Source organism: Kingella denitrificans ATCC 33394, from assembly GCF_000190695.1.
Lineage (GTDB): Bacteria > Pseudomonadota > Gammaproteobacteria > Burkholderiales > Neisseriaceae > Kingella_A > Kingella_A denitrificans.
The window spans coordinates 669,940-690,945 of record NZ_GL870929.1; the positions used below are offsets into that span (position 1 = coordinate 669,940).

A 21,006-nucleotide genomic window follows, 5' to 3' on the forward strand; every position below is an offset into this window, starting at 1 on the left:
CTGCACTCTGAATATTTGAGTGCAGGCTGCTTTTTTTGCCCTCTTCCAACCCAACCGTGTTTACACCGACACTTCCGCCTTAATATGCGGGTGCGGGTCGTAATCCGACAGCGTGAAATCGTCAAATTTGAACGCGAAAATATCGCGCACATCGGGATTGATGTGCATTTTGGGCAGCGCGCGCGGTTCACGGGTCAGTTGCAGCCGTGCCTGTTCCAAGTGGTTTTGATACAGGTGCGCATCGCCCAGCGTGTGGACGAATTCGCCCGCCTGCAAGCCGCACACTTGCGCCACCATCATGGTCAGCAGCGCGTAGCTGGCGATGTTGAACGGCACGCCGAGAAAAATATCCGCGCTGCGCTGGTAAAGCTGGCAGGAAAGCTGGCCGTTTGCCACATAAAACTGAAACAGCGCGTGGCACGGCGGCAGTGCCATGTCGTCCACTTCGGCGGGATTCCATGCGGACACGATTAGGCGGCGGCTGTCAGGGGTTTGCCGGATTTGGCGCACCACGTTGGCGATTTGGTCCACCGTTTCGCCGTCCGCGCCGCGCCACGAACGCCATTGCGCGCCGTACACGCGCCCCAAATCGCCGTTTTCGTCCGCCCATTCGTCCCAAATCCGCACGCCGTTTTCTTTGAGGTAGCGGATGTTGGTGTCGCCCGCCAAAAACCACAGCAGTTCGTGGATGATGGATTTGAGGTGCAGTTTTTTGGTGGTGAGCACGGGAAAGCCGTCTGCCAAGTTGAAGCGCATTTGGTAGCCGAACACGCTGCGTGTGCCGGTGCCGGTGCGGTCGGATTTGTCGGTGCCGTTGTCCAAAACGTGCTGCAATAAATCCAGATATTGTTTCATGATGTCCTTTCTTTGCAGGCTGCTTTTTGGGTTTTAACTTCGTTGAAGCTGACGCTTTCAGGCAGCCTGCAGGTGGTTTTGTTGTTTCAGGCAGCCTGCGGTTTCCCGCATCCGCCCGCCCTCGCCGTATCAAACCGGTGCGTTGGTGGTGAGTCGTACTGTGTACAAAGTGTGTTTTACCCGTTACGGGGCTGAGTGGTACATGCGGGGCTTGAACCCGCAGGCTGCCCTCCGCCTATCTGTTCCGTTGTAGGGAAAACAAGGCCGCACCCGCTTTTGACAACGGCTACCCGAAACGTGCAGGCTGCCTGAAACGTTGTCTGAACGTGGTTATGTCGGATGAATATAAAATGCCCTTTTCATCCGCTATTACAAATCTTCCGCCCAGTTGGCCTGCTGGATTTGGATGTCGAGCAGGCGGCAGGCTTTGGCGGTGTCGTCGGCGCGGCGGCGCAGCTCTTTAATGTCCACGGCGGCGAGCATTTTGATTTCGCTGCGGCTGTAACGCGACTGTTCGGGCGTGGCGGCATCGGCGAGTTTGGTCAGCACGGCGTGTTCGGCTTTCAGGCGTTCGCGTTCGGCCAGCGCGGCCACCATGCCTGTGCCGTCCGCCAGCACGGCGCGCTGGTTGGCAAGATTGATTTGCACAATCAGGCGGTGCAGGGCTTCGTTGGCGCGGCGGTATTCTTCCAGCAACGTGGCAGGCTCTTCGGCGGGGCTTTCGCCTTCTTGGTATTGCGCGTTTTGCAGCAGGCGGGTTTGCAGTTGCGCCAGATGCCGCTGCAAATCGGCGCGTTCAATCAGGGCTTCGGCCAGTTTCATGTTTCGTCCTTCTGTTGGTGGGTTGGTTGGGTTTGCAGGCTGCCTGTTGGGGTGTTGAAGCCGTTAAAAAGCAGCCTGCACTTTTTTCTGGTAGCCTTTTAGGGATGAGGTGCAGCCTGAAAGCCGCGTGCGTGCGTTCCGCACACACCCTACCACTGGCTACGGCTTGCTGGTTTTTAACTATATTTCAACAATTTTTCTTCATGTAATGCTTGAATTTGTTTCAAAATAATCTCGCTCATTTGTTTTTCTAATAAATCATTAGTAGAGTTGCAGATAATTTTAACAACAGAAGCAGAAGATAATAGTCCTAACCTCATAAAGTATTCAAGTTCAAGGTCATCATCTTCAATTGATTCCTTCACATTTTCCATTCCTTCTTCAACAAAATATAGCGATAGATGTCGTGCAAAATAATTATCTAATCCTTCTTGAGCACCTTTTTGGCTTTTATACTCGGTTACAGACTTTAGTAATTCAAAAGATTGCTTTTTCTGATCGCTAGAAATAATAGGAGACTCATTCAAAAGACCAAGTATATATTCTACATCTCCCCATATTTCAAAATCCTCTTCAAATTTCACTTGCAAAATAGCAGGAATAATGATTTTGAAAGGTTCATATATCTCATTGACAAATAAACTACTAATTAAGTCAGTAAGCACTTCTCTACTCTTGGAATTATTAAAAGAAAATTTCTTTTGAAGAATAGAAATCTTCTTTTCCTGATTTTTTGTAACACAAAATTCAGCAATTTTATTAAAGTCTATATTCATAGTTTTAAGGTCCCCATATATTGGTTAGATTATCTTGAATTTTACTCGAACACCATCAGACAAGTGCGATAATGCTGCTTTTATAGATGAACCCGCTCCCCGATTATCGCTTGGGCTAATGTGGAGAACATCTGCAACATTATTTGGGCAGTTATTATTTTTCCACCTTCTTTAAACATTGCCATTGGCCATTCATCCCTATCTTTACCTTTTTGACACTTATGCCTTTTAAACTTTCTCTTCTCCGTTTTTTGACTTTTTTCTTATTCGTAGAGCCACTTCGTTGCAATGTTACGATATCAGGGCATCCTTTCTTAATAGCATCACGAATATGTCCAGCAGTTTCAGGATATACTTTACTGTCCAACGTAAGAGTTACCATATTATTTTTCAAGGCAGAAACACTGGTTCCCAATAACCCGAGTGGGTCAATCCACTCCTGTACATTAGGAGCAAATTGGTACAAATTCTCCCCACCCCACAGCCTAATCGGATCCTGATTCACAAACCGCCCGCAGTTCGGATCATAGTAGCGCAGGAAATTATAGTGAAGGCCAGTTTCTTGATCGTAATACTGGTTTTGAAGCCTAAACGGCTGAGGCGCGTTCGGTTAGATTTTCTCTTCCCATTGCAGGCTGCTTTTTAGGGCGTTGAAGCCGTTAAAAAGCAGCCTGCACTTTTTCAGGTAGCCTGATAGGGGCTACCTGAAAGCTGAAACCGCGTGCGTGCGTTCCGCACACACCCTACTACACGGGCTACGCTTGCTTCTGTTGGTGGGGTTATCGGTTGTGTTGGCAGGCTGCCTTTGGGGGGCTTTGAAGCTGTTGAAAAGCAGCCTGCACCCTGTGGCGCGAATGTTTAATCTTCGGGCAGCCGCACCGGTTCGCCCTGATGGCGCGGGGCTTTCTGCACCGCCAAATCCAGCAGCATTTTCACGCGCGCCAGATATTCGCGCACTTCGGTTTTGAAGCCGCTGTAACGGTCGACATCGGCGGCGTTATAGCCGTATGCGTCGATGCCGTGTGCGCGGGCGAGATACACGGCGCGTTCGTTGTGGAATTTCTGCGAAACCACGATGTAGCTGTCCTGCCCGAAAATGCTTCGGGCGCGGAGCACGGAATCGAGCGTGCGGATACCGGCGTAATCCGGCACGATTTTTTCGGCCGGTATGCCTTGGGCGACCAGCGCGGCCTTCATGGCTTCGGGTTCGTTATAGCCGTGTTTGCGGTTGTCGCCGCTGACGATGATGTAGCGCACTTTGCCGGCGCGGTATAAATCGGCGGCGGCTCGAATGCGGAGGTGGAAATAGGTGTTGCTTCTGCCGTCAGCCAGTTTCGGGCTGGTGCCGAGCAACAGGGCGGCTTTTCGTTCGGGCAACTCTGCGGTATGGTCGGACAAATACGGCGCGGCCACACGGGCAGTATAGGCGCGGATGCCGTACAGCGCCGCCAAAAAGCAGCCTGCAACTGCCGCCGCCCAAAAATAGTATTTTGCCCTTTGCCGTTTCATGATGTGTTGCGCTCCGTCTTAAGTGCAGGCTGCTTTCAGCCGCCGCTTCCCGTCCGATTGAATGTGCAGGCTGCCTGAAAACTACGCCGCGTTCCGTTCCACCGCGTCGATAAATTTGGCCGCCACATCAAAACCTTTCTGCTTCATGATTTCTTGGAAACCGGTGGGGCTGGTGACGTTCACTTCGGTTAAATGGCTGCCAATCACGTCCAAACCGGCCAGCAAAATGCCGCGCCGTTTCAGCTCTGGGGCGAGGGTTTCGGCAATTTCGCGGTCGCGCCCGCTCAATTCCTGTGCCACACCGCGCCCGCCTGCGGCTAAATTGCCGCGCGTTTCGCCCTGCTGCGGAATGCGGGCAAGGGCAAAGGGCACGACTTCGCCGTCAATCACGAGGATGCGTTTGTCGCCGTGCACGATTTCGGGGATGTAGCGTTGCGCCATGATGGTGCGGGTATCCAGCCGCATCAGGGTTTCGAGGATGCTGCCGATGTTCGGGTCGCGCTCGGTGAGTCGGAAAATACCCATGCCGCCCATGCCGTCGAGCGGTTTGACGATGATGTCGCCGTGCTCGGCTAGAAAGGCGCGCACGTCGGCGGCGCGGGTGGAAACGAGGGTGGGTGCGGTGAATCGGGCGAAATTCAAAATGGCGAGTTTTTCGTTGAAATCGCGCATGGCCTGCCCGCTGTTGAACACTTTTGCGCCCTGCTGTTCGGCGAGGGTGAGCAGTTGGGTGCTGTATAAATATTGCATATCGAACGGGGGGTCGGTGCGCATAATCACGGCGTCGAACTCGGTTAAGGCAGCCTGCACTTTACCTTGCGGTTTGAACCATTCGTGGTCGTGGTCGTCTTTCGCGCCGATGAATTGGAAAGGCGCGGCTTGGGCCGCCACTTTGCCGTTTTGCACGGAGAGTTCGCCGGCAAGGGTGTGGTGCAATTTGTGCCCGCGCTTGGCGGCTTCGCGCATCATGGCGTAGGTGGTGTCTTTGTAGGTTTTGAAGGTGGCCAGCGGGTCGGCGATGAAGAGGATGTTCATGGGGTGTCCTTGTGTGGGTGTTGTGCAGGCTGCCTGAAACGTGTCAGAGGTAGGAATCGGGCGTGGCGTTGGGCATGAGAATCCACAGGGTAAGGTAAATCAGAATGCCAGGCACGGCCACGCTGCAGCAGGAAATGATGACGAACAGGATGCGTGTCACCGTGGGCGACCAGCCGAAATATTCGGCAATGCCGCCCATCACGCCGGCAATCATGCGGTGTTGGTAGGAACGGTGCAGTTTGATGAGTTTGGTTTGGGACATGGCGGTCTCCTTGATGTGGTTGCGTTATTGTGCAGGCTGCTTTAGCGCGGCGGCTGGGCAGTGCACGAAATATAATATGACGGCAACACGGTTAGGTTGCAAGTCTCTACGTCCGTTAAATTTGGTAACGTGCAGGCTACTTTTTCGTTTCCCCAAAGCAGCCTGCACTAAATGCGGTGCTTTGTCTAACGCCGCACCAGCAGTTCGCGCAACGGGCCGTCGTGCAGCCAAATCATGCCGCACAGCAGATACAGGAACGTGGAAGCGAACGCATTGGCTTCGCGCATTTGCGCCAAGGCCTCCGGATTTCGCCACGACCAATACACCCAATAAACGCCGTCCACACACAGCCACAGCAGAAACAGCGCCAGCGGCAGCAGCTTCCAACGCCGCCGCGCCACAATGCGCGTGCTGACGGGCGCGCAGAAATAAGTCCCCACGCCCATAATCAGGCTGATGGGAACGTCCCAATCCGGTGCAGGCTGCCAATACGAACCCGCAATCAGAAGGACAATGCCGCACGCCAGCGTGAACAATTTCCACGGGCGGCCATAATCATGCAGCGAAATCAACGGCTTCATTGTGCAATGTCCTCCACCGCCTATTCCACCACCGCCAAATATTGCGGCGGCACGGCTTCCGTCAGCCAAACCTGATTATCGCTCAAATAAAACGCCCAACCCGCCTGGTGCATAGCGGCGGCATCGATGCACAACACCACCGGTTTGCCGTGCCGCTGCCCCACTTTCACCGCCGTTTCCCTGTCGGCCGACAAATGCACATGGTGGCGTGCGCCGGCCTGCAAACCCTGCCGCATAATGCTGTCCAAAAAACGCGTTGCCGTGCCGTGATACAGCACGTCGGGCGGCATTTGGGGTGCAAGGTTCATGCTGACCTGCACGGTGGAATGCCCCTGCGCGGCACGGATGCGGCAGCCGTCTTCGGACACGGTGAAACGTTTTTTGCTGTTGTTGTCCACCGTTTCCTGCAATTCTTGGCGGCTGATGCCGCGGCCGTGTTTTTGTGCCTGCGCCAACAGCAGGTCAATCTCCACCCAGCCGTCCGAATCCAGCGTGATGCCGATGCTTTCGGGATGGTGGCGCAGGATGTAGCTCAAAAATTTGCTGATGTGCGGATGGTCGTTCATTTCATCGTTCTTTTTCATGGATATACAAAATGTGCAGGCTGCTTTTCGGGTAACGCAAAAGCAGCCTGCACTTCCATCGGGCTTATTTCGCCAACGGTTTCAGCGTATAAACCAAATCTTCGTCCTGCACCTTCAGCAGCAAATCAATGTTCGGATGCTTGCCCGGATGGGCTTTCGCATCGTCCACAATTTCCGCAAACCAAGCCAAGCCCTGCTCGGCGGCATAACGGTTCAGCATATTGCCGAACTCCTGCGCCAGCGCGTGATAAAGCTTCAGGCTGCCCAATTTGCCTTCTGCGGCAGGAATGTGGTGGGCAACGCGGCCCTCGCTGTCGATGATGTCCAATCCGCTCAAATGGGCAATGTCGGGCATTTTATCGAGATTTTCTTTGAAAGACATGGTGGCGCTCCTGAATAATGGTCAATGGAAATCATTTTTTGCCAGGCAGGCGGCTTACGAACAGTTCCGCGTGCCGAAAATTTTATCGCCCGCATCGCCCAAGCCTGGGATGATGTAGCCGTTTTCGTTCAGGTGCGAATCCAGCGCGGGGGTATAAACCGTAACGTCCGGATGCGCTTCGGTAACGGCCTTCACGCCTTCGGGCGCGGCCACCAGCACCAAAGCCTTGATATTGCGGCAGCCTTTGCTTTTCAGCAAATCAATCGTCGCGACCATCGAGCCGCCTGTGGCCAGCATGGGGTCGATAATCAGCGCGGGGCGTTCGTCCATTTTATCGACCAGTTTTTCAAAATACGACACGGGTTGCAAGGTTTCTTCGTCGCGCTGCAAACCGACCACGCTCACTTTCGCGCTAGGAATCAGGTCGAGCACGCCGTCCAGCATGCCCAAGCCCGCGCGCAGAATCGGCACGACGGTCACGGTTTTGCCTTTAATGCGCTTGCCTTGGATTTTGCCGCACCAGCCGTCGATTTCATAAGGTTCGATATCGAAATCGCGCGTGGCCTCATACGTCATCAAACGCGCCAACTCTTTGGTTAATGTGCGGAATTTTGCCGTGCTGCAGTCTGCCTCACGCATCAGGGTCAGTTTGTGGTGGACCAGCGGGTGGTCGATAATATGCAGTGCCATAATGCCTTCTCGTTTGCTTCAATCGGGTTAAAACGCGTGTATTATAGCGGATAAATTCACTTTCGAGACAAGGCAAAATCGGGTATATTTGCATTATTTGCGTACAACGGTTTGGAGGGAGGTTTTATGTTTAGGCAACCGGAAGAATGGCTCATGGCGGTTTTGGCGGTGATTTGGGTGGGCATCCACTATTTTCTGGCCGGTTGGGCCACCGCCGCTTCGGTGAAATACACCCTGATGATTACTTTTTTCCATGCGCTCCTGACCCTGCTGGCCTTCCTGCTGTGGCAACGCGACAAGGTTCAGCACATCCTGCCGCTGCTCTTGGGCTTGTGGGTGCTGTGTTGGACGCCTTGGCTGGACTGGTTTATGTTGCGCGACATCGTGCCTGCGGCAGACGGCAGCGTGCTTCTGCCGCCCCGCCCTTGGTATGCCCTGTGGTGGTTCAAACTGCTGCTGGTGCTCGTTCCCATTGTGGGCGGTTATGCCTGGCAATGGAAACGCGCCCGCAAACGCAAAATGCACGGCTTAATTTAACGGGGCAGGCAACGGTTTCATGAAAAAAATATGGGTTTTATACACCGGCGGCACCATCGGCATGGTGCAGGGCGAACACGGCCTGCGTCCAGACACCGCCCTTGCCGGCACTGCGCTCGCACCATTTGCAGGCAGCCTGCACTTTGATTGGCACGTCTGCCAGCCGCTCATCGACAGCTCCGCCGTGCAGCCGCGCAACTGGGCGCAGTGGCGCTCGTTAATTGAGCAGAAACTGCCGGATTATGACGGCGTTTTGGTGCTGCACGGCACGGACACGCTGGCCTATACCGCCAACCTGCTGGCACTAACGCTGCACACGCAGAACAAACCCGTTATCCTGACCGGCGCGCAAAAGCCGTTCAATGCAGCCTGCAGCGATGCGCTGAACAATCTGCGCACTGCTGTCGAAGCCTTGCAGCGCGACGATATTCACGAAGTCCTGCTCGCGTTTGACGGTCGGCTCTTCCCGGCCGTGGGCAGCAGCAAAGTCAGCACCGAAATCGATGCCGGATTTGCCAACTATCATTTCGGCGCATGGCAGCCGCAGCACGCCAAAAGCAGCCTGCACGCCTCACGCAGCTTCAACCCCGACATTACCGTGCTGCCCTTGTGGCTGACCCCCGCCCATTCCGTGCAGGCTGCCGCATACAGTTTGCAGCACTGCCCAGCCGATGCCGCCGTGCTGATGAGCTACGGTCACGGCAACGCGCCCGATGATGCCGCCCTGTTGCAGGCCGTGCGCGACTTTACCGCCGCTGGCAAGCCGCTGCTGAACATCAGCCAGGTCGCACACGGTTGCGCCGCCGCCGTTTACGCGCAAGGCAACGCCCTGCGGCAATCGGGCGCGGTTCAGGGCGGCAAATGCACCATCGAAACCGCCACCGTCCTGCTGATGCTGGCCGTGCACCACCGCTGGAACGCCGCGCAAATCGAACAGGAACTGCACCGTCTGCAACTGTTATAAATATAAACAACCACTGCACTCAAAGTGCAGGCTGCTTTTTTTCCAAAAAAACAAGACAGAACAATGAACACCCCTTTTGCATACGCACTCAAATCCGCCCTTACCCTTGCCGTTGTCAGCCGCCAAGTCAGCGAAGACGGGCTGGCCGTCGGTTTCCTGTACCGCGAAGCCCCCGGCTTTCCCAACGACAGCGGCTGGCGTTTTTTCAGCGGCGCGGAAGACGATGCCTATACCGACAACCCCGACCATTTCCAAATCCTGCCGCTGAACGAAGTGCTAGAAGGCAACCCCGAAATCGCACCGCTCATGTCCGAAACGCAGGGCGCTTGGGAATGGGACGACACGCAACAGGCGTTCACGGCTGCCGAAGACTGGCAGCCGCAAGAGTAACCCGTTATCGACCGAAGGAATTTTATGAATACCCTACCCCAAAACTTAAACGGCAGAGGCTTGCGCATCGGCATTGTGCAGGCACGTTTTACCAATGAAATCGGCAGCGCCATGGTTGAAGTGGCGCGGAAAAAACTCATCGAGCTGGGCGTGGACGACGACGATATCACGCTGGCTACCGTGGCCGGTGCATTGGAAGTGCCGCTGGTGCTGCAAAACCTGGCAGACAGCGAACAGTTTGATGCGCTGATTGCCTTTGGCGCGGTGATTCGAGGCGAAACCTACCATTTCGAGCTGGTGTCTAACGAATCCGGCGCAGGCGTGACGCGCGTGGGCTTGGATTTCAACATTCCGATTGCCAATGCGATTTTGACCACCGAAAACGACGAGCAAGCCCACGCGCGCATTCAAGAAAAAGCCACCGATGCCGCGCTGGTGGCAGTGGAAACGGCGAACCTGCTGCGCCACATCAGAGAAAACATTTAACCGCTTTACCGAGAACCGATTATGTCCGAACCCAAAAAAACGAAAAAATCCCCGCGCCGCCGCGCCCGCGAATTTGCCGTACAGGCGCTGTACCAAACCGCCATCAATAAAATCCCGGCGGAAGAAGTGGCGAAAAACACGCGCGAGCACACCGATTTCAAAAATGCCGACGACGAATTGTTCACCGCCGTATTTTTCGGCGCACACCGCCAGCAACGCGAATACATGCAGCAAATCCGCCCGCATCTGGACCGCGACGAAAACTTAATCAGTCCGGTGGAGCGTGCGGTTTTGCTGCTGGCCGTGCACGAATTGGCGGCCATGCCCGAAACGCCGTATCCCGTGGTGATTAACGAGGCCATTGAGCTGACCAAAACCTTCGGCGGCACGGACAGCCACAAATTCATCAACAGCATTTTGGACAAGCTGGCGGCGGAATTGCGCCCCAACGACCCGAAACGCGCCTGAATTTTCCACGCCCGTAGGAGGTATGTATGAAACAGCCGTCTTTGTTTTTCCCTTTGTTGCTGATTATCGTGGGCGGACTCTGGTTCCTGAACAGCATGGACTGGTTTCCCGCCACCGCCAGCATTGTGGCGGCGCTGTTTTTTATTGCAGGCTGCCTGATTCTACTGCTGGACGGCATCAACAAGCAATCCATCGTCCAAGGGCCTTTGCTGATGTATGTCGGCGCGGCCGTTTATCTGATTGAACACGAAAATGCGGCGCGCTCGCCTTTGTTTGCGGCGGGCATGATATTTGCAGGCTGTCTGATGCTGATTGCGCGCAGCCATGCCATTTCGCCGAAATATCCGAAAAAGAAATAAACGCGCATTTTGCCAACGGCCGCCCGCCGCAGTGCCCAAAGCAGCCTGCACGCCGTGCACCATTTTATGGATACCCCTCTGAATATGACCCACACCACCCTTAAAATCGGCATTGTCGGGGCCACCGGCTACACAGGTGTCGAACTGCTGCGTCTGCTGGCGCACCACCCGCATGCCGAAGTGCGCACCATCACCAGCCGCAGCGAGGCCGGCGTGCACATTGCGGATTATTTCCCCAGCCTGCGCGGCGTTTATGATTTGCGTTTTGCCGCACCGGAAAATGCGCCGCTCGCCGAATGCGACGTGGTGTTTTTCGCCACACCGCACGGTGTCGCCATGCGCGATGCGCCCGCCCTGCTGGAACAAGGCGTGCGCGTGGTGGATTTATCGGCCGATTTCCGTTTGCGCGACACGGCGGTCTGGGAACGTTGGTACGGCATGCCGTTCACGGCGCAGGCTGCTTTGCAGGAAGCGGTGTACGGCCTGTGCGAACTGAACCGCGATGCCATTGCCCATGCGCGTTTGGTCGCCAATCCGGGCTGTTACCCGACCTGTGTGTCGCTGCCGCTGGTGCCGCTGCTGCAACAAGGCGCGCTGCTGCCCGATATGCCGATTATTGCCGACTGCAAATCCGGCGTGTCCGGTGCGGGGCGCAAGGCGGCCGTGGGCGCGCTGCTGTGCGAAGCGAGCGACAATTTCAAAGCATACGGCGTTGCAGGGCACCGGCATTTGCCCGAAATCCGCCAAACCATCGGCACATTGCAGCCTGCACTCGCACAGCAGCTGATTTTCGTGCCGCACCTGACACCGATGATCCGCGGCATGCACGCCACCGTGTATGTCCACCTGCGCGACGGTGCCGACCCGCAAACGCTGCTGCAAAACTATTATGCCGACCGCCCGTTTGTCGATGTCATGCCGCAGGGCAGCACGCCCGAAACCCGCAGCGTCCGCGGCGCCAATATCTGCCGCATTGCCGTGCAGCGCGCACCCGAATATGCGTCCAACACCTGGATTCTGCTCAGCGTTCAGGACAATCTGGTCAAAGGCGCGGCCGGACAGGCGGTGCAGAATATGAATATTATGTTCGGCCTGCCCGAAACCACCGGTTTGACCCAAACCGCCCTTTTGCCCTGACGTGCAGGCTGCTTTTTTGCCATGATGAAGTTTCTGTTTCACTGTATCGCCCGCATTCCCCTGCCGCTGCTGCACCGTTTGGGCAACCTGCTGGGCTGGGTGTTGTATGCCGTATCACCCACCAACCGCCGCCGCATTCGGGAAAACATGGCGCAGGCGCAACTACCGCACCGCCCCGAAAATGTATTACGCGTGTGCCAAGAAACCGTGAAAAGCGGCTTGGAGCTTGCCATTGCCTGTTGCAGGCAGCCTGCACACATCAGCAGCCTATTCACCGAAATCCACGGCTGGCAGCACATTGAAGCCGCCGTGCAAAATGGCCAAGGCCTGCTGCTGCTCACCCCCCATCTGGGCAGCTACGACTTGGCCGGCCGCTACATTAGCGAGCAACTTGAAACACCACTCACCGCCATGTACAAGCCGCCCAAAATGGCTGCGTTCGACCAAATCATCCGCGAAGGGCGCGAACGCGGCAAAGGCAAAACCGCCCCCACCAACCTGCAAGGCGTGAAACAAATCATCAAAGCCCTGCGCTCCGGCGAAGCCACCATCGTACTGCCCGACCACGTCCCCAACCCAAAAGAAGGCGGCGACGGCGTGTGGGCAAACTTTTTCGGCCGCATCGCCTTCACCATGACGCTGGCGGGCAAACTCGCGCAAATCCAATCTGTTACCACACTGTTTTTTGTTGGCGAACGCCTGCCGAACGGGCGCGGTTTCGCCCTGCATATCGAACCTTTGGCCGGCCATCTGAACGGCGACAAAAGCCACGACGCGCAAATCATCAACGACAACGTCGAAGCCTGGGTGCGCCGCTTTCCCGAGCAATACCTGTTCGCCTACAACCGCTACCGCAACCCCACCGGCCTGCCGCGCCCCGGCGAATCCTAGGCCTGTCGAACCACCGACCGTTTTCATGGCGTTGCGCCGCCCTACCCGCGCTTCGCCCCAAAAAAAGCAGCCTGCACATTGTTAAACATAATCATATCAACGAATTAAATCACCCGACCCCCACCGTTCCACATTCCCAAAAGCAGCCTGCACCCCGCACACCACCCCCACACCATGTCCGAACCTCAATCCTGTTTCCACTGCGGCCTGCCCGTCCCCCCGAACACCCATCTCCCCATCCATTACGAACAGCGCGAAGAACCCGCCTGTTGCGCAGGCTGCCAGGCCGTTGCCCAAAGCATTATCGATGCAGGGCTGGGCAGCTATTACCACAACCGCACCGCCGCAGCCGAAAAAGCCGCACTGCCGCCAGACGAAGTGCTGGCGCAACTGAAGCTATACGACCTGCCCGAAGTGCAGGCAGAGTTTGTGGAAGTGCTGCCCGAAAACGAAAAAGAAGCCATGCTCATGCTCGGCGGCATCACCTGCGCCGCCTGCGTATGGCTGGTGGAACAGCGGCTGCTGCGCTGTACAGGCATTTCCAAAGCGGAACTGAATTACAGCACCCAGCGGGCACGTGTGCGCTGGGACGATTCGCGGCTGCAACTGTCCGATATCCTGTCGCTCATTCAAAAAACGGGCTACACCGCCGCGCCGTATGACGCGCAAAAACTGGAAGCGCAGGCACAGAAAGAACGCAAAAAAATGCTGATTCGCCTGGCCGTGGCAGGCTTGGCCAGCATGCAGACCATGATGTTCGCCCTGCCCACCTACCTATACAGCGACATCGAGCCGCAATATCTGACCATCCTGCATTGGGGCGGCTTCCTGATGGTGCTGCCCGCCATCCTTTATTCCGCCCAGCCCTTCTTCATCGGCGCGCTGCGTGATTTGCGCAACCGCCGCACCGGCATGGACACGCCGGTCGCCATCGCCATTTTGCTGACGTTCGTGGCCGGCATTTCCGCACTCGTCAGCAACGCAGGGCAAGGCATGTATTTTGAAAGCATCGCCATGTTCGTGTTTTTCCTGCTGGCCGGCCGGTTTATGGAGCAGTCTGCACGGCACAAGGCGGGCGACGCGGCGGAACGTTTGGTCAAACTCGTTCCCGCGTTCTGCCACAAAATCATCGATTTGGACAACGAACAAAGTGAAGAATTCCCCGTCGTTTCGCTGAAAACGGGTGATGCGGTGGTGGTGCGCGCGGGCGAAACCGTACCGGTGGACGGCGTGGTGCTGCGCGGCGACAGCGAAATCAACGAAGCCATGCTCACAGGCGAAAGCCTGCCCGTGGCCAAAAGTGCAGGCTGCCGCGTTACCGCAGGCACGCTCAACCTGTCCGGCCCGCTCATCGTCCAAGCGGAACAGGTCGGCAGCCAAACGCGACTGGCGCACATCGTGAAACTGCTCGACCGCGCCTTGTCGCAAAAACCGCGTTTGGCAGAGCTGGCAGAACGATATGCTTCGGGCTTCACGCTCTCGCTGCTGGTGCTGGCGGTGCCCACCTTCTTGGCATGGTGGTATTGGGCAGACGCGGGCAAGGCTTTGTGGATTACCGTGTCGCTGCTGGTCATCACCTGCCCCTGCGCCCTGTCGCTCGCCACGCCGGCCGCACTCGCCGCCAGCACGGGCAGGCTCGCCGGACTCGGCATCCTTATTGCGCGCGGCCATGCGCTGGAAAGTTTGGCGCAGGTGACCGATGCCGTGTTCGACAAAACCGGCACGCTCACGCAGGGCAAATTGTCGGTGCGCCAGTTTGCCAATCTGTCGGCGCAAAACGGCAAAAGCAGCCTGCACGACAACGACTGCATCGCCGTGGCGCATTTATTGGAACAGCACTCGGAACACCCGATGGCCAAAGCGGTTTTGGCGTATCGTCCGCCGCAAGACGGCATGCAGCCTGCCATCCAGATTGCCCAAAAAACCGGCAAAACCGGCCACGGCATTTCCGCACAAATCACGCTGCACGGCCATACGCAGACATGGGCCATCGGCAAACCCGAATTTGTGGCGCAGATTGCCGGAAAGCAGCCTGCACTTTTGCAGGAGCTGGCACGGCAAGGCAGCCTGGTCGCATTGGGCAACGAGCAAGGCTTCCAAGCCGCATTCGTGTTGCAGGACGAAACCAAGCCCGATGCCGCCGCCATTCTGCAACAACTGGTGCGGTGTGGCATCACGCTGCACATTTTAAGCGGCGACAACCAAGCCGCCGTGTCGCAACTGGCCGATGAACTCGGCATCACGCATTACCGCGCCGCCGCCACGCCCGAAGACAAACTGGCCTATGTGCAGCAGCTTCAGGCAGACGGCAAACGCGTGCTGATGCTGGGCGACGGCATCAACGATGCGCCCGTACTGGCGGCGGCGGACGTGTCCGTGGCAGTAGCCGGCAGCGCGGACGTGGCGCGGGACGGTGCGGACGTGGTGCTGCTGAACGAAGATTTTTCCGCCCTGCCCGTCATGCTGGCGCAGGCTGCCCGCACCCGCCGCATCATCCGCCAAAACCTGATTTGGGCCACCGTGTATAACCTGCTGGTGGTGCCGCTGGCCGTGCTGGGATATGTAACACCGTGGATTGCCGCCATCGGCATGAGCGCCAGTTCGCTGATGGTGGTGTGGAATGCGCTGCGGTTACGCAAATATAGTGGATTAAAATTGCAATGATACGGCGTTGGCTCGCCTTGACGTACTACTTGTACGCCTTGCGGCTCGCCGCCTTGTCTCATTTTTATTTTAACCCACTATAACCGCCGCAAAAGCAGCCTGCACCTCCCTAAATCCTTCTTTTCAATTAAAATTTTTAAAAAATGAAACACTTAAACCCGAAACAGCGCCGCCCCCTCCTGCTTGCCGCCATCGCCCTTTGGCTGATTTCGCTGCCCCTGCCCGTTTTCATCTTCGGCCAGAATCACGATTACGATGGCATCACCACATTGTTGCTCGGCACCATCTTCGGATTTACCACAAGGGAAATCGGCTATTATGCCGTGTACGCCAACTATATCTGGCTATTCATCGTCATTACCCTGATGTTCCGCCCCTGCTCGCGGACAACGGGCTCTATCCTGAACGCCTGCCTGTGAGCAGTGGCACTGCTCACCTTCACGCTGGACGAAATCATCCTTAAAGATGCCCAACACCGTGCCGCGCCGACCTACGGCTTGGGCCTGTATTTATGGTTTGCCTCATTCGCCGTCACCACCTTGACCGATTTATGCTCGTCCCGCCGCCCGTCCGGCACACCGGAAACCGCGCAACAACAGAAAGAACCCTCATGAAAAAATACCTCATCATCGCCACGCTGCTGCTGGCCGCGTGTTCCTCCGCACCAAAGCAGCCTGCACACCGCACGGCAGCCAACCATAACGCCGACTACAGCGCACTGATTATGCAGGCGGAAAACCAAGCGTCCGGGCGCGTGAAGGCCGTGCTGGCGCAGGCGCGCATTATGACGCTGCTGCGCGGCGAAATCATCAAAGGCGGCTGCTGGGATTATCTGGACGCCGCTTGGACACGGGCGGGCGTACCGCGCAATCAGCGCAAAGTCGTGTTCGCTGGCAACCGCAACGGCCATTTCGCATCGCCCGACCAACTGCGTGCAGGCGACTGGATTTACCACATCAACCACAGCTACCGCGGCATCGAGCACAGCGGCATGTTTATCGGCTGGGTTGATAAGGAACGGCGGCTGGGCTTGACCTTGAGTTATGCCGGCGAACGCCGCCACGAACCCGCGCGGTATAAAGTTTATGATTTATCCAGCGTTTATCAGATTACACGCGCAGAATAATCCGGCAAAAAAGCAGCCTGCACCTCATTTCTTACAGGTGCAGGCTGCTTTTCGGATTCGGCGGCAGTTTCGGCGCGGATATAGTCGCGCAATACCCTGCCAACCGCAAAAACACCGTTTCAAATATAGTCGATTAAAATAAAAATGAGACAAGGCGGCGAGCCGCAAGGCGTACAAGTAGTACGTCAAGGCGAGCCAACGCCGTATCATTGCAATTTTAATCGACTATAAAACAAAAAGCAGCCTGCACGTTCATCCGTCCGAACCGTGCAGGCTGCTTTTTCACGTGAATGCGTTACGCAGATTTCTTCGCCCACCATTTGCCCAGCGGCAGCACAACGGCACAGCAGGCCGCACCGACCGCCAGCCCGACCAGCACATCGAAACTCAAAGCATAAAGCGCGTTACCCCATTCGATTTTGTGCAGCATTTCCACTTTGTGCGTGAAAATGCCGCCGCCCACCATAAACATCGCCAGCGTGCCGACCACCGCCAAGCCGCGCATAAACCACGGCACAATGGCAATGATTACCCGCCCGATGAAACGTTGCACGGCCGAAGCGCGGCGCATCAGGTAAAAGCCCAAATCATCGGCCTTCACGATGGCGGCCACCAAGCCGTACACCGCAAAAGTGATGCCGATGCCCACGCCGGTGAGCGCGGCAATTTTCACCGGCAGGCTGGCCTGCTCCACCACACCCAGCGCGATGATGATGATTTCCGCCGACAAAATAAAGTCGGTGCGGATGGCGCCTTTGATTTTCGCATTCTCATCGGTCAGCAAATCGGCCACCACCTCGTCCGCCGCGTGCCCTTCGTGCCGGTGCAGCCATTTGTGCAGCAATTTCTCCACGCCTTCAAAACACAAATACGCGCCGCCCACCATCAGCAGCGGCGTAATGAGCTGCGGCGCGAACACGGCCAGCAGCAGCGCCAGCGGAATCAGTATCAGCTTATTGACCAGCGAGCCCTTCGCCACCGCCACCACAATCGGCAGTTCGCGTTCGGCGGCCGCGCCGGTGACTTGGTTGGCATTCAGCGCCAAATCGTCGCCCACCACGCCGGCGGTTTTTTTGGCGGCCATCTTGGTCATCAGGGCGACATCGTCCAGCATGGAAGCCACGTCGTCCAGTAAGGTTAATAGGGTTGCGAAGGCCATCGGGTTTCTCCTATGGTGTGAAACCGCGCATTATATAGCAGATTCACGGATTTACGATACACGCAGCAAACGAAAAAGCAGCCTGCACTTCCATTATCAAAGTGCAGGCTGCTTTTTAACGTATCCGGATTACACGGCGGAAGGCTTGTGGCCGGTCAGCAGATATTCCACCGTTTCGCGCACCGATTTGATGGCAGAGCCGAACGGCAGCGGATCTTTGCCACGGAAAAACAAGCCCTTGTCCACTTCGCCGCGGAAGGCTTCCGCCAGCTTGATGTCGATGCAGAACTGGCCGATTTTGCTCAAACCGTCGCGCAAGCCGCAGGTGGTCAGGCAGTTGATGCCCTGTGTGCAGCGTTTCGGGTCGGCCTTGGCATTGGCCTGCAATTTGTCCAAACGCTTGGTGTAGCTGCTCAAAAAGCGCGTGTTCACGCCGCGTGCAGGCAGCCCTGCCACCGACATGAATTCTACAATATGCTCGCGCTCGGCACCCGCCAGCGTGTTTTTGAAATTGATGTGCGCGTCGCCCTCTTGGGTAACGGCAAACGCCGTGCCGATTTGCACCGCATTCGCACCCCATTCTTTCAGCGCCGTGCTGATTTTCTGGAAGTTCGCCATGCCGCCCGCTAAAATCAGCGGGATTTTTTCGCTTTCCAAACCCAGATTTTTAAACACTTCCAGCGTTTCGCTGATGACGCGCGGAAATTCGAATTTGGCATCGTTCACACCGTCCACCGTCATCGCACCCAAGTGGCCTGCGGCGTGTGCCGGATGTTCAATCACAATCGCATCGGGCAGAACGCCTTTTTTCATCCAGCGTTTCAGCACAATGCCGATACCGCGCGATTCCGACAAAATCGGCAGCAGCGCAATGTCTTTTTTATAATCGCCCATCATTTCGGGCAAATCCAGCGGCAGGCCGGCGCCCATCACAATCGCATCCGCGCCGGATTCGCAGGCTTGCCGCACCAGCGCGGCATGGTCTTTCACCGCCTTCATCACGTTCACGGCAATCATGCCGCGCCCTTCGGTTTTGGCTTTGGCCGCCTGAATTTCACGGTCCAAGGCAATGTGGTTGAGTTTGCAGTATTTTTCTTCGGTCGGGTTGATTTTGGATTCGGCCAGCAAATCTTCGTGCAAATGGCGCAAATCCACGCTGGCAATCGTGCCCAAGCCGTTTTCGCGCGCCACCGCGCTGGACAATCCCGATGCGGAAACACCGATACCCATGCCGCCCTGCACGATTGGAATCAATTCTTTGCCGCGGATAATCAACGGGTTAAATTCATGTTTCATGGAGTATTCCCCTTTATTCTGAGAGTGTGTGTCATACATTGGAGATTATACTCTATTTTTAGTCTGCCCATTCTATTTTTACAAGGCTTTGCGTAATGCAGACTTACGCCGCCAAGCCGACCGCCTGCATTTTCCGCCACAACGCCTGCAATGCTTGTGCGCGGTGGCTGATTTGGTTTTTCTGTTCGGGCGGCAGTTCGGCGGCGGTGCAGCCGTGTTCGGGCAAATAAAAATGCGGGTCGTAGCCGAAGCCGTGTCCGCCTGCAGGCTGCATTTGCCATTGCCCCGGCCAAATGCCTTCGGCAATAACGGGCTGCGGGTCGGATTCGTGCCGCACCAACACCAGCACGCAAACGTAATAGCAATATCGGTCATCGTGTTGCGCCAAAAGTTCGGACACTTTGGCATTATTGGCCGCATCCGATTTCGGATGATCGCCGGCAAACCGCGCCGACAACACGCCCGGCGCGCCGCCCAAAGCGCGAACGCAAATGCCGCTGTCGTCCGCCAGTGCGGGCAGACCGCTGTGTTTGGCGGCAAACCGCGCCTTGGCCAATGCGTTTTCCACAAACGTCTGATACGGCTCGGCGCATTCTTCCTGCACAAACTGCGACTGCGGCAGGATGCGGATATGCCGCTCGGCAAACAATGCGTTGAATTCTTTTAATTTGCCGGCGTTGTTACTGGCCAAAACGATGGTGTCGGTCATGGGATTTCCTTATTCATTTATAGTGGATTAAAATCGCAATGATACGGCGTTGGCTCGCCTTGACGTACTACTTGTACGCCTTGCGGCTCGCCGCCTTGTCTCATTTTTATTTTAATCCACTATAATTTAAAGTGCAGGCTGCTTTTTGGGGGTTCAAAAGCAGCCTGCACCCGAAATATGGCTAGGGTTTGAACCCGAACAGCCACGTTTTCAAAGCGATACGCATTTTGCGCGGATTGGGAATGCGGATTTTGTAGCGCAACACGTTGCCCAAGCCGTCGCGCTCGATTTCACGCAGCAGTGCGTAATAAATGCTGCCCATCACCAAGCCCGCCTTTTGGCGTTTCTTATCGCACGGCGGCAACAGGGCAACGGCTTCGCGGTACGCGTTCAGCGCGCGTTCGTATTGGAACTGCATCAGCCGCACAAATTCCAGCGTGGCGTTGGCCGACAAAATGTCCTGCTCCGACACGCCGAAACGCTGCAAATCTTCCTGCGGCAGGTAAATGCGCCCCATCCGCGCGTCTTCGCCCACATCGCGGATAATGTTGGTGAGCTGCAACGCCAAGCCCAGCGTTTCCGCATATTGCAGCGTTTGCGCGCTGTCGAAGCCCAAAATCCGCGCAATCAGCCGCCCCACCACGCCGGCCACGCGGTAGCAGTAGTAACGCAAATCATCAAACGCGGCGTAACGGACGTGGTGCAAATCCATTTCCATGCCGTTGATGATTTCGGCCAGCTCCTCTTCCGGCAGGGAAAAGGCGGGGCAGACGGTTTTCAAAGCCTGGCAGACGGGATGTTCGGGCATTTCGGCGGCGGCAAACACGCGGCGCAAATCGGCACGCCACCATTGCAATGTGGTGCGGGCGGTTTGGCGGTCGCTGCAATCATCGACCACATCGTCCAATTCGCGGCAAAAGGCGTATAACGCGGTCATCGCATCTTTTTGCTGCGGCGATAAAAAACGAAAACCGGCCAAAAAGCTCGAACCGCTCTGCCTGGCTTTTTGGCGGCAATATTCCATTGGCTGCATGGCGCGTTCCCAAAATCAAAACGGGCGTATTGTAGCGTTTTTCGCGCGGCATTGCAGGCTGCTTTTCAAAATCGGCAGCGCAGGCAGTCCCGAAAAAAGCAGCCTGCACCCGAATGCCCAACGTGCAGGCTGCTTTTTCCCCGTCAGGTTCTGTATCGGCAAGGTTCGCATGGCGTTGCGCCGCCATACCCACGCTTTAGGTGGCTGCCCCCGATCACCTCCGCGCAAAAAATGCAGGCTGCTTTGGGAACACGTTCAACGCCCCAAAAGCAGCCTGCACTTTAATCCTGC

At 56.3% G+C, this 21,006-nt stretch carries 26 protein-coding genes and 1 pseudogene; 12 read left to right on the forward strand and 15 right to left on the reverse strand.

Annotated elements, in window-relative coordinates; all coding sequences use genetic code 11:
- Positions 1–60 precede the first annotated feature (60 nt).
- From HMPREF9098_RS03305 to upp, 11 genes and pseudogenes are all read right to left on the reverse strand, one after another.
- Positions 61–855 carry a thymidylate synthase gene (locus HMPREF9098_RS03305; RefSeq protein ID WP_003782009.1) on the reverse strand — a complete coding sequence of 265 codons (795 nt, stop codon included), beginning with the start codon at positions 853–855 and terminating at the stop codon, positions 61–63.
- A 369-nt stretch (positions 856–1,224) separates the two neighbouring features.
- Positions 1,225–1,677 (reverse strand): DIP1984 family protein, encoded by a 453-nt coding sequence (locus tag HMPREF9098_RS03310; protein ID WP_003782011.1) that lies wholly within the window; start codon positions 1,675–1,677, stop codon positions 1,225–1,227.
- Positions 1,678–1,853: 176 nt separating this feature from the next.
- Positions 1,854–2,453, reverse strand: coding sequence for a hypothetical protein (locus HMPREF9098_RS03315; RefSeq protein ID WP_003782013.1), 600 nt, complete (start codon positions 2,451–2,453; stop codon positions 1,854–1,856).
- A 415-nt stretch (positions 2,454–2,868) separates the two neighbouring features.
- Positions 2,869–3,057 (reverse strand): annotated as a pseudogene (locus HMPREF9098_RS12470) (RHS repeat-associated core domain-containing protein); the annotation flags it as partial.
- 254 nt (positions 3,058–3,311) lie between these two features.
- Positions 3,312–3,962: a SanA/YdcF family protein gene (locus tag HMPREF9098_RS03320; RefSeq protein ID WP_003782020.1), complete on the reverse strand. Its 651-nt coding sequence runs from the start codon at positions 3,960–3,962 to the stop codon at positions 3,312–3,314.
- Positions 3,963–4,043: 81 nt separating this feature from the next.
- The gene (gshB, locus tag HMPREF9098_RS03325; protein ID WP_003782022.1) at positions 4,044–4,997 is read right to left on the reverse strand and encodes a glutathione synthase; all 954 of its coding nucleotides are present in this window, start codon (positions 4,995–4,997) and stop codon (positions 4,044–4,046) included.
- A 43-nt stretch (positions 4,998–5,040) separates the two neighbouring features.
- Complete coding sequence (locus tag HMPREF9098_RS03330; RefSeq protein WP_003782024.1) at positions 5,041–5,259, reverse strand: PspC domain-containing protein; 219 nt, start codon at positions 5,257–5,259, stop codon at positions 5,041–5,043.
- Between the two features lie 185 nt (positions 5,260–5,444).
- Entirely contained in the window at positions 5,445–5,840 is a 396-nt protein-coding gene (locus HMPREF9098_RS03335; RefSeq protein ID WP_003782028.1) for a hypothetical protein, read from the reverse strand.
- Between the two features lie 20 nt (positions 5,841–5,860).
- Positions 5,861–6,406 carry an RNA 2'-phosphotransferase gene (locus HMPREF9098_RS03340; RefSeq protein ID WP_115324915.1) on the reverse strand — a complete coding sequence of 182 codons (546 nt, stop codon included), beginning with the start codon at positions 6,404–6,406 and terminating at the stop codon, positions 5,861–5,863.
- Positions 6,407–6,488: 82 nt separating this feature from the next.
- Positions 6,489–6,806, reverse strand: a complete 318-nt coding sequence (locus tag HMPREF9098_RS03345) for a DUF2322 family protein (protein WP_003782031.1) — start codon at positions 6,804–6,806, stop codon at positions 6,489–6,491.
- A 54-nt stretch (positions 6,807–6,860) separates the two neighbouring features.
- Complete coding sequence (upp, locus tag HMPREF9098_RS03350) at positions 6,861–7,496, reverse strand: uracil phosphoribosyltransferase (RefSeq protein ID WP_003782033.1); 636 nt, start codon at positions 7,494–7,496, stop codon at positions 6,861–6,863.
- 126 nt (positions 7,497–7,622) lie between these two features.
- Here upp and HMPREF9098_RS03355 point away from each other — a divergent pair, with 126 nt between their 5' ends.
- From HMPREF9098_RS03355 to HMPREF9098_RS03410, 12 genes are all read left to right on the forward strand, one after another.
- The gene (locus HMPREF9098_RS03355; RefSeq protein ID WP_003782035.1) at positions 7,623–8,033 is read left to right on the forward strand and encodes a hypothetical protein; all 411 of its coding nucleotides are present in this window, start codon (positions 7,623–7,625) and stop codon (positions 8,031–8,033) included.
- Between the two features lie 19 nt (positions 8,034–8,052).
- A complete protein-coding gene (locus HMPREF9098_RS03360) occupies positions 8,053–8,997 on the forward strand; it encodes an asparaginase (RefSeq protein ID WP_003782037.1) in 945 nt (314 codons plus the stop codon).
- Between the two features lie 63 nt (positions 8,998–9,060).
- Entirely contained in the window at positions 9,061–9,387 is a 327-nt protein-coding gene (locus tag HMPREF9098_RS03365) for a DUF2185 domain-containing protein (protein WP_003782038.1), read from the forward strand.
- Between the two features lie 24 nt (positions 9,388–9,411).
- Positions 9,412–9,873 carry a 6,7-dimethyl-8-ribityllumazine synthase gene (ribH, locus tag HMPREF9098_RS03370; protein WP_003782041.1) on the forward strand — a complete coding sequence of 154 codons (462 nt, stop codon included), beginning with the start codon at positions 9,412–9,414 and terminating at the stop codon, positions 9,871–9,873.
- Positions 9,874–9,894: 21 nt separating this feature from the next.
- Positions 9,895–10,341 (forward strand): transcription antitermination factor NusB, encoded by a 447-nt coding sequence (gene nusB, locus HMPREF9098_RS03375; RefSeq protein WP_003782042.1) that lies wholly within the window; start codon positions 9,895–9,897, stop codon positions 10,339–10,341.
- Between the two features lie 26 nt (positions 10,342–10,367).
- On the forward strand, positions 10,368–10,700 hold the full coding sequence (locus HMPREF9098_RS03380) for a LiaF transmembrane domain-containing protein (RefSeq protein WP_003782043.1): 333 nt from the start codon (positions 10,368–10,370) through the stop codon (positions 10,698–10,700).
- Between the two features lie 84 nt (positions 10,701–10,784).
- Positions 10,785–11,837, forward strand: coding sequence for an N-acetyl-gamma-glutamyl-phosphate reductase (gene argC, locus HMPREF9098_RS03385; protein ID WP_040564663.1), 1,053 nt, complete (start codon positions 10,785–10,787; stop codon positions 11,835–11,837).
- A gap of 21 nt (positions 11,838–11,858) precedes the next feature.
- Positions 11,859–12,728: a lysophospholipid acyltransferase family protein gene (locus HMPREF9098_RS03390; RefSeq protein WP_003782047.1), complete on the forward strand. Its 870-nt coding sequence runs from the start codon at positions 11,859–11,861 to the stop codon at positions 12,726–12,728.
- Positions 12,729–12,902: 174 nt separating this feature from the next.
- Positions 12,903–15,392: a heavy metal translocating P-type ATPase gene (locus HMPREF9098_RS03395; RefSeq protein ID WP_003782050.1), complete on the forward strand. Its 2,490-nt coding sequence runs from the start codon at positions 12,903–12,905 to the stop codon at positions 15,390–15,392.
- A 143-nt stretch (positions 15,393–15,535) separates the two neighbouring features.
- A complete protein-coding gene (locus HMPREF9098_RS03400; protein WP_003782051.1) occupies positions 15,536–15,811 on the forward strand; it encodes a hypothetical protein in 276 nt (91 codons plus the stop codon).
- Between the two features lie 3 nt (positions 15,812–15,814).
- Positions 15,815–16,006, forward strand: a complete 192-nt coding sequence (locus HMPREF9098_RS03405) for a hypothetical protein (RefSeq protein WP_003782052.1) — start codon at positions 15,815–15,817, stop codon at positions 16,004–16,006.
- Complete coding sequence (locus HMPREF9098_RS03410) at positions 16,003–16,518, forward strand: hypothetical protein (protein WP_003782054.1); 516 nt, start codon at positions 16,003–16,005, stop codon at positions 16,516–16,518. Before HMPREF9098_RS03405 ends, HMPREF9098_RS03410 begins: the two co-directional genes overlap by 4 nt.
- 295 nt (positions 16,519–16,813) lie before the next feature.
- Here HMPREF9098_RS03410 and HMPREF9098_RS03415 read toward each other — a convergent pair whose 3' ends face one another.
- From HMPREF9098_RS03415 to hpnD, 4 genes are all read right to left on the reverse strand, one after another.
- A complete protein-coding gene (locus tag HMPREF9098_RS03415) occupies positions 16,814–17,677 on the reverse strand; it encodes a DUF808 domain-containing protein (RefSeq protein ID WP_003782056.1) in 864 nt (287 codons plus the stop codon).
- A 129-nt stretch (positions 17,678–17,806) separates the two neighbouring features.
- Complete coding sequence (locus HMPREF9098_RS03420; RefSeq protein ID WP_040564228.1) at positions 17,807–18,973, reverse strand: NAD(P)H-dependent flavin oxidoreductase; 1,167 nt, start codon at positions 18,971–18,973, stop codon at positions 17,807–17,809.
- A gap of 103 nt (positions 18,974–19,076) precedes the next feature.
- Positions 19,077–19,682 carry an RdgB/HAM1 family non-canonical purine NTP pyrophosphatase gene (rdgB, locus tag HMPREF9098_RS03425; protein ID WP_003782060.1) on the reverse strand — a complete coding sequence of 202 codons (606 nt, stop codon included), beginning with the start codon at positions 19,680–19,682 and terminating at the stop codon, positions 19,077–19,079.
- Positions 19,683–19,863: 181 nt separating this feature from the next.
- Complete coding sequence (hpnD, locus tag HMPREF9098_RS03430) at positions 19,864–20,715, reverse strand: presqualene diphosphate synthase HpnD (protein ID WP_003782062.1); 852 nt, start codon at positions 20,713–20,715, stop codon at positions 19,864–19,866.
- Positions 20,716–21,006 lie beyond the last annotated feature (291 nt).

Excerpts from the sequence above, each read along its gene's own strand:
- HMPREF9098_RS03390 (WP_003782047.1), top strand. The coding sequence starts at position 11,859 with ATGATGAAGTTTCTGTTTCACTGTATCGCCCGCATTCCCCTGCCGCTG.
- HMPREF9098_RS03340 (WP_115324915.1), bottom strand. The coding sequence starts at position 6,406 with ATGAACGACCATCCGCACATCAGCAAATTTTTGAGCTACATCCTGCGC.
- HMPREF9098_RS03330 (WP_003782024.1), bottom strand. The coding sequence starts at position 5,259 with ATGTCCCAAACCAAACTCATCAAACTGCACCGTTCCTACCAACACCGC.
- HMPREF9098_RS03365 (WP_003782038.1), top strand. The coding sequence starts at position 9,061 with ATGAACACCCCTTTTGCATACGCACTCAAATCCGCCCTTACCCTTGCC.
- HMPREF9098_RS03305 (WP_003782009.1), bottom strand. The coding sequence starts at position 855 with ATGAAACAATATCTGGATTTATTGCAGCACGTTTTGGACAACGGCACC.
- HMPREF9098_RS03420 (WP_040564228.1), bottom strand. The coding sequence starts at position 18,973 with ATGAAACATGAATTTAACCCGTTGATTATCCGCGGCAAAGAATTGATT.
- ribH (WP_003782041.1), top strand. The coding sequence starts at position 9,412 with ATGAATACCCTACCCCAAAACTTAAACGGCAGAGGCTTGCGCATCGGC.
- argC (WP_040564663.1), top strand. The coding sequence starts at position 10,785 with ATGACCCACACCACCCTTAAAATCGGCATTGTCGGGGCCACCGGCTAC.
- HMPREF9098_RS03410 (WP_003782054.1), top strand. The coding sequence starts at position 16,003 with ATGAAAAAATACCTCATCATCGCCACGCTGCTGCTGGCCGCGTGTTCC.
- upp (WP_003782033.1), bottom strand. The coding sequence starts at position 7,496 with ATGGCACTGCATATTATCGACCACCCGCTGGTCCACCACAAACTGACC.
- rdgB (WP_003782060.1), bottom strand. The coding sequence starts at position 19,682 with ATGACCGACACCATCGTTTTGGCCAGTAACAACGCCGGCAAATTAAAA.
- HMPREF9098_RS03360 (WP_003782037.1), top strand. The coding sequence starts at position 8,053 with ATGAAAAAAATATGGGTTTTATACACCGGCGGCACCATCGGCATGGTG.
- HMPREF9098_RS03380 (WP_003782043.1), top strand. The coding sequence starts at position 10,368 with ATGAAACAGCCGTCTTTGTTTTTCCCTTTGTTGCTGATTATCGTGGGC.
- gshB (WP_003782022.1), bottom strand. The coding sequence starts at position 4,997 with ATGAACATCCTCTTCATCGCCGACCCGCTGGCCACCTTCAAAACCTAC.
- HMPREF9098_RS03345 (WP_003782031.1), bottom strand. The coding sequence starts at position 6,806 with ATGTCTTTCAAAGAAAATCTCGATAAAATGCCCGACATTGCCCATTTG.
- HMPREF9098_RS03310 (WP_003782011.1), bottom strand. The coding sequence starts at position 1,677 with ATGAAACTGGCCGAAGCCCTGATTGAACGCGCCGATTTGCAGCGGCAT.
- HMPREF9098_RS03320 (WP_003782020.1), bottom strand. The coding sequence starts at position 3,962 with ATGAAACGGCAAAGGGCAAAATACTATTTTTGGGCGGCGGCAGTTGCA.
- HMPREF9098_RS03395 (WP_003782050.1), top strand. The coding sequence starts at position 12,903 with ATGTCCGAACCTCAATCCTGTTTCCACTGCGGCCTGCCCGTCCCCCCG.
- HMPREF9098_RS03400 (WP_003782051.1), top strand. The coding sequence starts at position 15,536 with ATGAAACACTTAAACCCGAAACAGCGCCGCCCCCTCCTGCTTGCCGCC.
- HMPREF9098_RS03355 (WP_003782035.1), top strand. The coding sequence starts at position 7,623 with ATGTTTAGGCAACCGGAAGAATGGCTCATGGCGGTTTTGGCGGTGATT.
- HMPREF9098_RS03415 (WP_003782056.1), bottom strand. The coding sequence starts at position 17,677 with ATGGCCTTCGCAACCCTATTAACCTTACTGGACGACGTGGCTTCCATG.
- hpnD (WP_003782062.1), bottom strand. The coding sequence starts at position 20,715 with ATGCAGCCAATGGAATATTGCCGCCAAAAAGCCAGGCAGAGCGGTTCG.
- nusB (WP_003782042.1), top strand. The coding sequence starts at position 9,895 with ATGTCCGAACCCAAAAAAACGAAAAAATCCCCGCGCCGCCGCGCCCGC.
- HMPREF9098_RS03335 (WP_003782028.1), bottom strand. The coding sequence starts at position 5,840 with ATGAAGCCGTTGATTTCGCTGCATGATTATGGCCGCCCGTGGAAATTG.
- HMPREF9098_RS03315 (WP_003782013.1), bottom strand. The coding sequence starts at position 2,453 with ATGAATATAGACTTTAATAAAATTGCTGAATTTTGTGTTACAAAAAAT.